Source organism: Streptococcus sp. F0442 (assembly GCF_000314795.2).
Lineage (GTDB): Bacteria > Bacillota > Bacilli > Lactobacillales > Streptococcaceae > Streptococcus.
Map to the genome: position 1 here is coordinate 454,671 of NZ_KB373315.1, position 13,547 is coordinate 468,217.

Here is a 13,547-nt window from a genome sequence, read left to right on the forward strand (position 1 = left end):
TATAGAAAAAGGAGTAAAACATGTCTAAAAAATTGACTTTCCACTGCGTCAGTGGCAGAGACCTCCTTTCAGTCGGACTGCCCCACGCTCAGCACTAGGCTGCCTGAGCTAGACGCAGTACTAACTCGTCTTGCCTCGTATGATCGACGAGGCAGACTCGTGTCGCAAGAATTTATAAAAAGGAGAAGAAGATGTCTAAAAAATTAACCTTCCAAGAAATTATTTTGACTTTGCAACAATACTGGAATGACCAGGGTTGTATGCTGATGCAGGCTTATGATAATGAGAAGGGTGCGGGAACCATGAGCCCATATACCTTCCTTCGTGCCATTGGTCCTGAGCCATGGAATGCGGCTTATGTAGAGCCATCACGTCGTCCAGCGGACGGTCGTTACGGGGAAAACCCAAACCGTCTTTACCAACACCACCAATTCCAAGTGGTTATGAAACCATCCCCATCAAACATCCAGGAGCTTTACCTTGAGTCATTGGAAAAATTGGGGATCAATCCATTGGAACACGATATCCGCTTCGTTGAAGATAACTGGGAAAACCCATCAACTGGTTCAGCAGGTCTTGGATGGGAAGTGTGGCTTGATGGTATGGAAATCACGCAATTCACCTACTTCCAACAAGTCGGTGGTTTGGCAACTGGTCCTGTTACCGCTGAGGTTACCTACGGATTGGAACGCTTAGCTTCTTATATCCAAGAAGTAGACTCCGTTTACGATATTGAGTGGGCTCCAGGTGTTAAATACGGAGAAATCTTCCTTCAACCAGAATATGAGCATTCAAAATACAGCTTTGAAGTTTCTGACCAAGATATGCTTCTTGAAAACTTTGAAAAGTTTGAAAAAGAAGCTGGACGTGCTTTGGAATTGGGTCTTGTACACCCAGCCTATGACTACGTTTTGAAATGTTCACATACCTTCAACTTGCTTGATGCTCGTGGAGCTGTATCCGTTACAGAACGTGCTGGTTACATTGCACGCATCCGTAACTTGGCCCGTGTCGTTGCTAAAACCTTCGTCGCAGAACGCAAAAAACTCGGATACCCACTTCTCGACGAAGCCACACGCGCAAAACTCCTAGCAGAAGAGGAAGAATAAAAAAAGAGTTACAAGAATGGAAAAGGGGCGAACAAAGTGAGCCCATATGGAACCCAGAGGCAAGTCGGAGACTTGCTAAAGGGATAGGCACCGCCGTACTGGTATATGGGGATTTTTGAAACGTGAGGTTCAAAAATCAGTTGGCTAAATCCACTTTGATGAGACTGTTGGAAATAGCTGTCGAGGAGACAGAAGATTTCCTCACAGCCTCACAAAGTTAGTTAGCAACGTCCTCAGTACCTAAGGTGCCTATCAAAAAGAAGAATTTTGTAAAGGAAAAAACATGACAAAAAACTTACTAGTAGAACTTGGACTTGAAGAGTTGCCAGCCTACGTTGTCACACCAAGTGAAAAACAACTGGGTGAGAAAATGGCAGCCTTCTTGGATGACAACCGTCTTTCATACGAAAGCATTCAAACCTTCTCAACACCACGCCGTTTGGCAGTTCGTGTACTTGGTTTGGCTGATCAACAATCGGATTTGACTGAAGATTTTAAAGGACCTTCTAAAAAAATCGCCTTGGATGCAGATCGGAACTTCTCAAAAGCAGCCCAAGGATTTGTCCGTGGAAAAGGCTTGACCGTTGATGACATTGAATTCCGTGAAGTCAAAGGGGAAGAGTACGTTTACGTGACGAAACACGAAGCTGGAAAACCTGCCAAAGAAGTTTTGGCTGGCGTTCCAGAAGTGCTTGCTTCATTGACTTTCCCTGTCAGCATGCACTGGGCTAACAACAGCTTTGAATACATTCGCCCAGTTCACACCTTGACCGTTCTTTTGGGCGACGAAGCGCTTGACCTTGATTTCTTGGATATCAAGTCAGGCCGTGTGAGCCGTGGCCACCGTTTCCTCGGTCACGAAGTGGAAATCACCAATGCAGACTCTTATGAAGAAGACCTTCGTACGGTTTACGTGATTGCCGACAGCAAAGAGCGTGAAAACATGATTCGTGAGCAAATCAAGGCTATCGAATCAGAACAAGGTGTTCAAGTCCAAATCGAAGAAGGACTTCTAAATGAAGTCTTGAACTTGGTGGAATACCCTACAGCCTTTATGGGAAGCTTTGACACTAAATATTTGGACGTTCCAGAAGAAGTCTTGGTGACCTCAATGGAAACCCACCAACGTTACTTTGTCGTACGTGACCTTGATGGTCAGCTGAAACCAAATTTCATTTCCGTCCGGAATGGGAACGCTGAGCACTTGGAAAATGTTATCCGAGGAAATGAAAAAGTCCTGGTGGCCCGTCTTGAAGATGGTGAATTCTTCTGGCGTGAAGACCAAAAGCTTAAGATTGAAGACCTCGTTGCTAAATTGGCACACGTGACTTTCCATGAAAAAATCGGTTCTCTCTCAGAACACATGGCCCGTGCTGGTGTCATTGCAGCGTCACTAGCTGAGCAAGCTGGTTTGACTGCTGAAGAAAAGGTAGCTGTGGTTCGTGCAGCTGAAATCTATAAATTTGACCTCTTGACGGGTATGGTCGGAGAGTTCGATGAATTGCAAGGAATCATGGGTGAAAAATACGCCCTCCTTGCTGGTGAGGATGCTGCGGTTGCGACAGCTATCCGTGAGCATTACCTTCCTGATGCAGCAGACGGCGCTCTTCCAGAGACTAAGGTTGGTGCTATCCTTGCGCTTGCAGATAAATTAGATACCCTCCTTTCCTTCTTCTCTGTTGGCTTGATTCCATCAGGTTCAAACGACCCTTATGCGCTTCGTCGTGCAACACAAGGAATTGTTCGTATCTTGGATGCCTTTGGTTGGCACATCCCTATGGATGAGTTGATCGACAGACTTTACGCCCTTTCATTTGATAGTCTTTCTTATGACAATCAAGCAGAAGTGCTCAACTTCATCAAAGCGCGTGTGGACAAGATGATGGGACGTACACCAAAAGATATCAAAGAAGCTGTTCTTGCTGGTTCAAACTTTGTCGTAGCAGATATGCTTGAAGCAGCAGATGCTCTCTCAGAAGCTGCTAAGACGGATGGTTACAAGGCAGCTGTTGAATCCCTCTCACGTGCCTTCAACTTGGCTGAAAAAGCAGATGCTTCAGTAGCAGTCGATGCTAGTCTCTTTGAAAATGATCAAGAAAAGGCCCTTGCTAAGGCGATTGAAGAATTAGAATTGACTGGTTCAGCTAGTGACAAATTGGCTCAGCTCTTTGCTCTTAGCCCAGTCATCGATGCCTTCTTTGACAATACCATGGTTATGGCAGAAGATGAGGCTGTTAAAAACAACCGTTTGGCCCTTCTTTCGGGTCTTGTGGCTAAAGCCAAAGCTGTTGCAGCCTTTAATCAATTGAACACAAAATAAGTACCTGTTGACAGGTAGAAAGTAGGTCTTATTATGACACCTGAAAAAATTGCTCGTATCAATGAGCTTGCCAAAAAGAAAAAAACAGAAGGCTTGACACCAGAAGAAGCGGTAGAACAAGCAAAACTTCGTGAAGAATACATTGAGGGTTATCGTCGCTCAGTTCGTCACCACATCGAAGGAATTAAAGTGGTTGACGAAGAAGGTAACGATGTGACACCTGAAAAACTACGTCAAGTCCAACGAGAAAAAGGCTTGCATGGCCGTAGCCTTGATGATCCTGAATCATAATCAAAAGCCTGCTGGAGGAGACTCCAGTAGGCTTTTCTATATATGAAATTCAGAGTATTCTGTGCTAGATTGACCGGTTTTTAAAAACGTGATATAGTATACTATGTGAAAATTTGATTATACTTTTCTGAAAGTATACAGAAAAAGAATTGGAGTAGTTTAATGTCGAAAAAACATCATCCTGTAGAAGAAACCGAAAATGGGATGGTCCGTGGTCTGCAAAATCGTCATGTTCAGCTGATCGCTATTGCAGGGACTATCGGGACGGGGCTCTTTCTTGGAGCTGGTCGTTCCCTGTCTTTAACAGGTCCATCTATTATTTTAGTCTATATGCTGACAGGAGTCTTCATGTACTTGATGATGAGGGCTATTGGAGAGATGCTGTATATGGATCCAGATCAACATACCTTTATCAACTTTATTACCAAGTACTTAGGAAAGGGTTGGGGCTACTTTTCAGGATGGTCCTATTGGGTTTCCTTGGTATTCCTTGGGATGGCAGAAATTACAGCCGTTTCCAACTATGTCCAGCTCTGGTTCCCTAATTGGCCAGCCTGGCAGATACAAATTATCTTTTTAGCGCTTTTAAGCTGTGTGAATTTGATTGCTGTGAAGGTCTTTGGAGAGGTTGAATTCTGGTTTGGCATGATCAAGATTGTCACTATTTTGGCTTTGATCGCAACAGGGATCTTTATGGTGACGACGAATTTTGAAACACCAGCTGGACAGGCTAGCTTAAGTAACATTAGTAATGGTTTTCAAATGTTTCCAAATGGTTGGGTCAAGTTCGTAATGGCCTTCCAAATGGTCTTCTTTGCTTATCAAGCGATCGAGTTTGTTGGAATCACTACTTCTGAGACAGCTAATCCCCGCCAGGTCTTACCGAAAGCCATTAAAGAAATTCCAATCCGAATTGTGATTTTTTATGTAGGAGCATTGTTGGCAATTATGGCAATTTTCCCTTGGCAACAGCTTCCCGTCAATAAATCACCATTTGTGACGGTCTTTCAAATGGTAGGAATCAAGTGGGCAGCAGGATTGATTAATTTTGTTGTACTGACAGCTGCTGCATCTTCCTTGAACTCCACCCTCTATTCAACAGGGCGTCACTTGTACCAGATTGCAAAAGAAACGCCAAACAGTAAGGTGATGAATCGTTTGAAGCTGAATAGCTTGTCTCGAATGGGGATTCCAAGTCGTGCGATTATTTTCTCTGCGATTGTAGTTGCTGTTTCAGCCTTTATCAATATCTTGCCAGGTGTTTCAGATGCCTTTGCCTTGATTACGGCCTCTTCTTCAGGGGTTTACATTGCTATTTATATTTTGACAATGTTAGCCCATCTTAAGTACCGTAAATCGAAAGAGTTTATGCCGGACGGATTTGTCATGCCGGCCTACAAAGTACTGAATCCATTAACAATTGTTTTCTTCCTCTTTGTATTCGTTTGTCTCTTCTTACAGAAATCAACCTATATTGGTGCGATTGGAGCAACTATCTGGATTATTCTCTTTGGAATTTATAGTAATTGGAAACACAATAAATAAGCAGCAAAACTTACCCTTGGGTGAGTTTTGTATTGTTTTAAAGCCTTCTTATCTTCCCTTCTTTTAATAAATTTCTTGGAGTGAAGATAAGAAAAACAGAGAGGGAAAAATTATGTCTTTTCCCTCTCTGTTTTTTGTCTTTGAACTGTTTTTTTGAGCCACCAAAGTGAGGCGACTAGGATTAGTGTAGCCAGCCAAAAAATCCAAGCTTCAATGGTAGTTAGGAAAAAGTAGAGGGCGATAACATCGACCAATAAAAATGGGATGAGAGTCTGTTTACTTAATTTCATATGAATATTGTATCATAAATTGTAGCGGAAACAAGTAGAATCAAGATTCTCAAGGATCTTTTATATCATAGCAAAAGATCAGAATGGATTCGTTCGTGTAATTTTCTTCAGGAGTGCATCTTGCTCCTATTTATGGTAAAATGGTTAAGATATGAGTAAAGAATTTCATCATGTAACGGTCTTGCTCCATGAAACGATTGATATGCTGGATGTAAAGCCAGATGGAATCTATGTGGATGCCACTTTAGGTGGAGCTGGCCATAGCGAATATTTGTTAACAAAATTAGGTGAATCAGGCCACCTGTATGCCTTTGATCAAGATCAGCATGCGATTGAAAATGCCAAAATTCGTTTGGCCCCTTTCATTGAGAAAGGCATGGTGACCTTCATTAAGGATAACTTTCGTCATTTGAAGGAACGTCTAAACGAATTGGGTGTTACTGAAATTGATGGAATCTGTTATGACCTAGGTGTCTCTAGTCCTCAGTTAGATGAACGGGAACGTGGATTTTCTTACAAGAAAGATGCGCCGTTGGACATGCGGATGAATCAAGAAGCTTCCTTAACAGCCTATGAGGTCGTAAATACCTACGATTACCATGATCTCGTACGCATCTTTTTCAAATATGGAGAGGACAAATTTTCCAAGCAAATTGCGCGGAAAATTGAGCAAGCACGAGCAATTAAACCGATTGAAACAACGACTGAATTAGCAGAGATTATTAAATCTGCTAAACCAGCTAAGGAGCTCAAGAAAAAGGGCCATCCTGCTAAACAGATTTTCCAAGCCATTCGTATCGAAGTCAATGATGAACTGGGAGCTGCAGATGAATCGATTCAGCAAGCCATGGATTTGTTGGCCCTCGATGGTCGTATTTCTGTGATTACCTTTCATTCGTTAGAGGATCGATTGACCAAACAATTGTTTAAAGAAGCTTCGACGGTTGAGGTTCCAAAGGGACTTCCCTTTATTCCAGATGATTTGAAACCAAAGATGGAGTTGGTCAACCGGAAACCTATTTTACCAAGTGAAGAAGAGCTTGAGGATAATAATCGATCCCATTCAGCAAAACTACGGGTTGCTCGAAAAATACACAAGTAAGAGGAATTGATATGGCAGCAAGAGATGAGAGAACAAGAACACAGCTACTGCAAGACCGCTTTCGCCGTTTCTCTAGAGTAGAAAAGGCTTTTTATGGGTCGATTGTCCTAACAGCTGTTATTTTAGCCATTAGTATCGTCTTTATGCAGACACGGATTTTACAAGTTCAGAGTGAATTGACTGATTTGAATACGGAACTAGAAGCCAAAAAGACGGAATTAGCAGATGTTCGTCAAGAGGTCAATGAATTAACACGTTATGACCGCTTATCACAGTTGGCTAGCTCCCAAGGAATGAAGCTGCAAAAAGAAAATCGAAAAACAGTGAGTGCAAGTAGTGATGAATAAATTCAAAAAATTTTTGATCGGGTATTCGATAAAGAAACGTCGCTTGCCGGATCAGAATCGAAAACAAGTTGGGAAAAATCTCAGTGTACTGGCGATTTTCCTCTTTTTTCTCTTTCTGATTAATTTTGCAATGATCATTGGGACTGACAAAAAATTTGGTGTAACCTTATCGGATCAAGCCAAAAAAGTCCATGAGCAGACGGTCATTGTTCCTGCAAAACGTGGAACGATCTACGACCGAAATGGAGCAGTAATTGCTGAAGATGCTACGACCTATAACGTTTATGCTATTATTGATAAAAAGTACAAATCAGCAACTGGGAAAATCCTCTATGTAGAAGAGAGCCAATTTAAAAAAGTAGCAGAAATCTTTAAGCAGTACTTAGGGATGGATGAGGATTACGTCATTCAACAGTTGTCGCAAAAGAAATTGAAACAGGTTTCTTTTGGCTCGAACGGAAACGGCATAACTTATAGTAATATGACAGCCATCCGTGAGGCCATGGAAGCGGCGAAGATTGAAGGGGTTGCCTTTACAACCAGTCCAAATCGAAGCTATAAAAATGGAGTTTTTGCTTCTCAATTTATAGGTCAGGCCTCTCTTCAAGAAGATAAAGAGGGGAATAAAACTCTGAAGGGGCAATCAGGGATGGAGAAATCCCTCGATCGTATTCTCGCTGGTCAAAATGGGGTTATCACCTATGACAAAGACCGAAACGGCAATATCGTTCCTGGTTCAGATAAGGTTTCTGTCAAAACAGAAGATGGAAAAGATGTCTATACGACCATTTCAGCAGAATTACAAACCTACCTTGAGACGCGAATGGATGTTTTCCAAGAAAAAGTAAAAGGAAAGTATGTTAGTGCGACTCTTGTGAGTGCAAAAACTGGAGAAATCCTGGCTACAACGCAACGTCCATCCTATAATGCGGATACCAAACAAGGGTTGGATCTGAAAAACTTGAAAACCTGGAATACCATCCTTTATCAAGATCAATATGAACCGGGTTCAACGATGAAGGTCATGTTATTAGCTTCGGCGATTGATCATGGAACTTTCCCAGCCTATAATGAAGTATACTACAGTAACGAACTACAAGTAAAAGATGCGACGATCCGTGACTGGGATGTCAATATGGGGCTGGCTGAAGGTCGCTATATGAATATCGCACAGGGCTTTGCTTACTCAAGTAACGTGGGGATGACTCGCTTAGAGCAAAAGATGGGAAATGCTGTCTGGATGGACTACCTAACCCGCTTTAAATTCGGTCTTCCGACCCGTTTTGGAATGGGAAATGAAGCTTACGGGGGTCTTCCAGGGGATAACTATGTCAGTCAGGCACAATCTGCCTTTGGTCAAGGGATTTCCGTCAGTCAAACCCAAATGTTACGGGCCTTTAGCGCCATCGCTAATGATGGGCAAATGTTGGAGCCGAAATTTATTAGTGCTATTTACGATAAAAAATCAGACACAGCCCGCAAATCAAAAAAAGAAGTTGTTGGAAAACCAGTTTCAGGATCAGCTGCGCAACAGACACGGAACTATATGATCACCGTCGGAACAGATCCAGAGTATGGAACCTTGTACAGCGATGGACCCATCATTCAGGTACCAGGTCAAAACGTTGCGGTGAAATCAGGGACTGCCCAAATGGCGACAGATCAAGGATACTTACAAGGAGAAAATGATTATATCAACTCGGTTGTAGCCATGACACCTGCAGAAGATCCTGAATTCATCATGTATGTGACGGTCCAACAACCAGAAGTGAAATTCTCAGCGACCAGCTGGGAAGAGCTGGTCAATCCTATTTTGGAAGATGCAGTTGCTTTAAAAGACGAATTGCATTTGACATCAGAGGCACCAACGTTGGATGGTGTGACCAAAGAAACGACCTACAAAATCCCTTCAGTAGAAACTCTCTCTAAGGAGTTGAATCTGAAACAAAATTTGAGCCCAGGTGCTTATTCAGAGGAATTGCGTCGCAATTTGGTGCAACCAATTGTCCTAGGAACCGGGAAAAATATCCGCAAAATGTCTGTGGATATAGGCTCTAAAGTCAAAGCCAATCAGCAAGTATTGTTATTGACAGAAGACTTTGATGCGGTTCCAGATATGTATGGTTGGACTAAGAAAAATGCAGACATCTTTGGAGAATGGACTGGAATTGAGATTACCTATAAAGGTAGTGGAAAGAAAGTAACTAAACAAAGTGTCAAAATGAACACCTCACTCAATAAAACCAAAAAGATTACGTTAACATTAGGAGACTAAGATGTATATTGCTACGATCCTTGTATCGTTTCTATTAACAGTGGCTGCTATTCCAGCCTTTATTCGATTTTACCATCGTGCTCATATTTCTGGGCAACAAATGCACGAAGATGTGAAACAACACAAAGCGAAAGCTGGCACTCCGACAATGGGTGGAGTTGTATTTCTCATTACAGCCGTTCTAGTTAGTTTTGTCGTTACCGTATTGACTGGAAATTTCACGCGCCCTGTTCAACTGATTCTATTTATCTTGATTCTTTATGGAATTGTTGGATTTTTGGATGACTTTTTAAAAGTTTTTCGTAAGATTAATGAAGGTCTTAACCCAAAACAAAAATTGGCCCTTCAACTTGTTGGTGGAATCATCTTCTATATTTTTTCTGAACGCCACGGTGCAGGAAGCCTTTTAAATGTCTTTGGTTACGATCTTTACTTGGGCCATTTCTACATTCTCTTTGCTTTATTTTGGTTGGTTGGTTTTTCAAACGCGGTCAATTTGACAGATGGGATTGATGGATTAGCCAGCATCTCCGTTGCCATTAGCCTGAGTGCCTATTCCTTTATTGCCTATATGCAAGGGAAATGGGACATTCTCTTTGTGACTTTGAGTATGATTGGGGCCTTGCTTGGATTCTTTGTCTTCAACCACAAGCCGGCTAAAATCTTTATGGGGGATGTCGGTAGTCTAGCTCTTGGAGGGATGCTTGCAGCCTTGTCAATGGCTCTGCATGTCGAGTGGACGTTGCTCTTGATTGGTCTGGTCTATGTCATTGAAACAGGTTCAGTGATGCTACAAGTGACCTATTTCAAATGGACCAAGAAACGTTACGGGGAAGGACGTCGGATTTTCCGAATGACTCCTTTCCACCATCATTTAGAACTGGGTGGCCTTTTTGGCAATGGGCAAAACTGGTCAGAATGGAAAGTGGATGCCTTTATGTGGAGCATTGCCTTGGTGACAAGTGTCGTGACTCTAGTTCTTCTCTACCTATAAAACGACGGTGGGCTTTCCCATCGTTTTTTTACTGACTCAGAGAGACTTCGCTGGTTAGGAAAAATGACTCATAAGAGAGGCAAGAAGACAGCTTTTCTGATATAATAATAGAGATCATGAAAGGAACTGAGAAAATGAAATTTACAGAGTTTAATTTTAAGCCCTATATTCAAGAGGCACTGAAAGAAATCAATTTTAGAGAAGCAACCGAAGTACAGGAAAAACTAATTCCGATTGTCCTAGATGGAAATGATTTGGTAGGAGAGTCAAAGACTGGTTCTGGGAAAACCCATACGTTCCTCTTGCCGATTTTTCAAACGTTAAATGAAGACAGTGAGCAAGTTGAAGCGGTCATCACGGCTCCTAGTCGGGAGTTGGCGACGCAAATTTACCAAGCTGCTCGTCAAATCGCTAGTCATTCTGAAAAAGAGATTCGGATTGTAAATTATGTTGGAGGAACGGATAAAAGCCGTCAGATTGAAAAACTGCAGGTCAAACAACCACATATCGTGATTGGAACTCCAGGCCGGATTTATGATCTGGTTGCATCGGGTGATCTGGCTATTCATAAGGCCCATACTTTTGTGGTGGATGAGGCAGATATGACACTGGACATGGGATTCTTGTCTACTGTGGATAAGATTGCTTCAAGTCTTCCGCAACAACTGCAATTTTTAGTTTTTTCAGCCACCATTCCGCAAAAATTGCAGCCTTTCTTGAAAAAATATCTCTCAAACCCAGTCATGGAGCAAATTAAGACTAAGACGGTGATTTCAGATACCATCGATAATTGGCTGGTTTCCACCAAGGGTCGGGATAAAAATGAGCAAATTTACCAATTGACCAAGACCTTGCAACCTTATTTGGCCATGATTTTCGTTAATACCAAAACGAGAGCAGATGATCTCCATGCCTATTTGGTGGCTCAGGGATTGAAAGTGGCAAAGATTCACGGAGATATCCCACCACGTGAACGGAAACGGATCATGAATCAGGTTAAAAATCTTGATTTTGAGTATATTGTGGCCACCGATTTGGCGGCTCGTGGAATTGATATCGAAGGGGTGAGTCATGTCATCAACGATGCTATTCCACAAGATCTTTCCTTCTTTGTTCACCGTGTTGGCCGGACAGGACGCAATGGTCTACCAGGTGTCGCTATTACTCTTTATCAACCAAGTGATGATTCAGATATCCGTGAACTAGAAAAAATGGGAATTCGTTTCGTACCGAAAGTGTTGAAAAATGGGGTTATTGAAGATACTTATGATCGGGACAGACGGGCCAATCGTGAGAAAAAGCAAGAGAAACTCGACATCGAAATGATTGGTCTGGTGAAGAAGAAAAAGAAAAAAATCAAACCAGGCTACAAGAAAAAAATCAAATGGGCAGTTGATGAAAAGCGGAGAAAAGCTAAAAGAGCTGAAAACCGTGCGCGTGGTCGGGCGGAACGAAAGGCCAAACGCCAAACTTTCTAACCCCTTCTTTCACATGTTCAGAAGAAAACATAGATTTTCTTTATGAACTCCATAAAGAAAAACTATTAGGAACTTGTCTAAAATTATGATAGACTAAATTTGAGTAGTCTATCATTTTTCTATTTCTGTAGCAATTTTTGGAATTCCGATAGTGAATGTGATAGAATGTTTATGTTCGAGAAAGGAAGTAACAAAAATGTTTACAACTAATCTTTTAACTGCCAACTGGTATGCTGACTTTTTAAAACACGTTCCAGATAGCAAGCTGTTTAGTTTGAGAGCCGTATTGGATGCATTTCCGGCAGTCATAGGAAAATTGCCTGTGACGATTTTATTAGCCCTAGGAGGCGCATTTTTTGGGATTGTTTTTGCTATGATTTTTGCTCTGGTCAAAATTAATCGTGTACGAATTCTTTACCCGATTCAAGCTGTTTTTGTCAGTTTTTTACGTGGGACTCCTTTGTTGGTTCAGCTGATGTTGACTTATTATGGGATTCCTCTTATTTTAAAAGCGATCAATCAGTCTTATGGAACAGCTTTTAACATTAATGCTATTCCAGCTGAGCTGTTCGCAATTGTGGCTCTTGCCTTTAATGAGGCGGCTTATGCGAGTGAGACCATCCGGGCAGCTATTTTATCAGTGGACCCTGGTGAAATTGAGGCAGCACGTAGTCTTGGGATGACCAACCGTCAAGTTTATCGACGGATTATTATTCCCAATGCAGCAGTCGTTGCAACTCCAACCTTAATCAATTCTCTCATTGGCTTGACCAAGGGGACCTCGCTAGCCTTTAGTGCCAGTGTGGTTGAAATTTTTGCCCAAGCACGGATTGTTGGGGGGAGCGATTTGAAGTACTTTGAACGCTTTATCACGGTATCGATTGTTTACTGGATTGTGAACATTCTCATTGAAATACTAGGCCGTCACATTGAACGTCGACTGGATATTGAGACTCCCGTAGCAATTGATTTACCAGATCAGGAGGTCCGGATCTAATGATTTATATTTCAGAATTATCAAAGACATTTTCAGGTCAAAAGGTTTTAAATAATCTAAGTTTGGAAATTCAAAAAGGGGAAGTCGTGGCCTTAATCGGGTCTTCGGGAGCTGGTAAATCAACCTTCTTACGCAGTTTAAACTATTTGGAAGCTCCAGACAGTGGTAGAATTAAGATTGATGATTTCGAAGTTGATTTTGAGCACATTACCCAAGATCAAATCTTAACCTTAAGAAGAAAATTGGCCATGGTGTTCCAACAGTTTAATTTATTTGGTAGAAAAACAGCCCTTGAAAATGTGAAAGAAGGGCTCATTGTTGTGAAGGGCTTATCCGATCAAGAAGCAACGAAAATTGCTCGAGAAGAACTGGCAAAAGTCGGCTTATCGGATCGTGAAAATCACTATCCTCGTCACCTCTCAGGTGGACAAAAACAACGGGTGGCTTTGGCTCGTGCCTTGGCCATGAAACCAGAGGTTCTTTTGCTGGATGAACCGACTTCAGCCTTGGATCCAGAATTGGTTGGAGAAGTTGAAAAATCCATTGCCAATGCGGCAAAATCGGGACAAACCATGGTACTGGTCAGCCATGATATGTCTTTTGTAGCGCAAGTAGCAGATAAGGTCCTATTTTTGGATAAAGGACGGATTATTGAATCTGGAACACCAGAGGAAATCATGCAACATCCAAAAGAAGAACGGACAAAAGAATTCTTTGCTAGTTACAAACGGACCTATGTTTGATATAATAGAGAAGAGGTAAGACTCAGCTGGCGATGCTAGCTGGGTTTGTTTTCTGA

Annotated in this window: 11 protein-coding genes; all 11 read left to right on the plus strand. The window is 42.0% G+C overall.

Annotated features, from left to right (window positions below; translation table 11 throughout):
• Positions 1 to 191: 191 nt before the first annotated feature.
• The 11 genes from glyQ (at position 192) to HMPREF9186_RS08730 (ending at position 13,491) form a co-directional block, all read left to right on the plus strand.
• Positions 192 to 1,109, plus strand: coding sequence for a glycine--tRNA ligase subunit alpha (gene glyQ, locus HMPREF9186_RS08680; RefSeq protein ID WP_000038760.1), 918 nt, complete (start codon positions 192 to 194; stop codon positions 1,107 to 1,109).
• Between the two features lie 283 nt (positions 1,110 to 1,392).
• On the plus strand, positions 1,393 to 3,429 hold the full coding sequence (gene glyS / locus HMPREF9186_RS08685; RefSeq protein WP_009732315.1) for a glycine--tRNA ligase subunit beta: 2,037 nt from the start codon (positions 1,393 to 1,395) through the stop codon (positions 3,427 to 3,429).
• Positions 3,430 to 3,462: 33 nt separating this feature from the next.
• Positions 3,463 to 3,720 (plus strand): DUF896 family protein, encoded by a 258-nt coding sequence (locus tag HMPREF9186_RS08690; RefSeq protein WP_009732316.1) that lies wholly within the window; start codon positions 3,463 to 3,465, stop codon positions 3,718 to 3,720.
• Between the two features lie 162 nt (positions 3,721 to 3,882).
• Positions 3,883 to 5,265, plus strand: a complete 1,383-nt coding sequence (locus HMPREF9186_RS08695) for an amino acid permease (RefSeq protein ID WP_009732317.1) — start codon at positions 3,883 to 3,885, stop codon at positions 5,263 to 5,265.
• Between the two features lie 441 nt (positions 5,266 to 5,706).
• Positions 5,707 to 6,657: a 16S rRNA (cytosine(1402)-N(4))-methyltransferase RsmH gene (rsmH, locus tag HMPREF9186_RS08700; RefSeq protein WP_009732318.1), complete on the plus strand. Its 951-nt coding sequence runs from the start codon at positions 5,707 to 5,709 to the stop codon at positions 6,655 to 6,657.
• 11 nt (positions 6,658 to 6,668) lie between these two features.
• Positions 6,669 to 7,004 carry a cell division protein FtsL gene (gene ftsL / locus HMPREF9186_RS08705; protein ID WP_003014937.1) on the plus strand — a complete coding sequence of 112 codons (336 nt, stop codon included), beginning with the start codon at positions 6,669 to 6,671 and terminating at the stop codon, positions 7,002 to 7,004.
• On the plus strand, positions 6,997 to 9,279 hold the full coding sequence (gene pbp2x, locus HMPREF9186_RS08710; RefSeq protein WP_009732319.1) for a penicillin-binding protein PBP2X: 2,283 nt from the start codon (positions 6,997 to 6,999) through the stop codon (positions 9,277 to 9,279). The genes ftsL and pbp2x overlap by 8 nt, the downstream gene beginning before the upstream one ends.
• A gap of 1 nt (position 9,280) precedes the next feature.
• The gene (gene mraY / locus HMPREF9186_RS08715; RefSeq protein WP_009732320.1) at positions 9,281 to 10,273 is read left to right on the plus strand and encodes a phospho-N-acetylmuramoyl-pentapeptide-transferase; all 993 of its coding nucleotides are present in this window, start codon (positions 9,281 to 9,283) and stop codon (positions 10,271 to 10,273) included.
• Positions 10,274 to 10,407: 134 nt separating this feature from the next.
• Positions 10,408 to 11,751: a DEAD/DEAH box helicase gene (locus tag HMPREF9186_RS08720; protein ID WP_009732321.1), complete on the plus strand. Its 1,344-nt coding sequence runs from the start codon at positions 10,408 to 10,410 to the stop codon at positions 11,749 to 11,751.
• 196 nt (positions 11,752 to 11,947) lie between these two features.
• A complete protein-coding gene (locus HMPREF9186_RS08725) occupies positions 11,948 to 12,748 on the plus strand; it encodes an amino acid ABC transporter permease (protein ID WP_009732322.1) in 801 nt (266 codons plus the stop codon).
• The gene (locus HMPREF9186_RS08730) at positions 12,748 to 13,491 is read left to right on the plus strand and encodes an amino acid ABC transporter ATP-binding protein (protein WP_003003991.1); all 744 of its coding nucleotides are present in this window, start codon (positions 12,748 to 12,750) and stop codon (positions 13,489 to 13,491) included. The genes HMPREF9186_RS08725 and HMPREF9186_RS08730 overlap by 1 nt, the downstream gene beginning before the upstream one ends.
• The last annotated feature ends 56 nt before the right edge of the window (positions 13,492 to 13,547 follow it).

Coding starts and splice junctions, on each gene's coding strand:
- glyQ (WP_000038760.1), top strand. CDS start 192: ATGTCTAAAAAATTAACCTTCCAAGAAATTATTTTGACTTTGCAACAA.
- HMPREF9186_RS08695 (WP_009732317.1), top strand. CDS start 3,883: ATGTCGAAAAAACATCATCCTGTAGAAGAAACCGAAAATGGGATGGTC.
- glyS (WP_009732315.1), top strand. CDS start 1,393: ATGACAAAAAACTTACTAGTAGAACTTGGACTTGAAGAGTTGCCAGCC.
- HMPREF9186_RS08730 (WP_003003991.1), top strand. CDS start 12,748: ATGATTTATATTTCAGAATTATCAAAGACATTTTCAGGTCAAAAGGTT.
- HMPREF9186_RS08720 (WP_009732321.1), top strand. CDS start 10,408: ATGAAATTTACAGAGTTTAATTTTAAGCCCTATATTCAAGAGGCACTG.
- HMPREF9186_RS08725 (WP_009732322.1), top strand. CDS start 11,948: ATGTTTACAACTAATCTTTTAACTGCCAACTGGTATGCTGACTTTTTA.
- mraY (WP_009732320.1), top strand. CDS start 9,281: ATGTATATTGCTACGATCCTTGTATCGTTTCTATTAACAGTGGCTGCT.
- HMPREF9186_RS08690 (WP_009732316.1), top strand. CDS start 3,463: ATGACACCTGAAAAAATTGCTCGTATCAATGAGCTTGCCAAAAAGAAA.
- rsmH (WP_009732318.1), top strand. CDS start 5,707: ATGAGTAAAGAATTTCATCATGTAACGGTCTTGCTCCATGAAACGATT.
- ftsL (WP_003014937.1), top strand. CDS start 6,669: ATGGCAGCAAGAGATGAGAGAACAAGAACACAGCTACTGCAAGACCGC.
- pbp2x (WP_009732319.1), top strand. CDS start 6,997: ATGAATAAATTCAAAAAATTTTTGATCGGGTATTCGATAAAGAAACGT.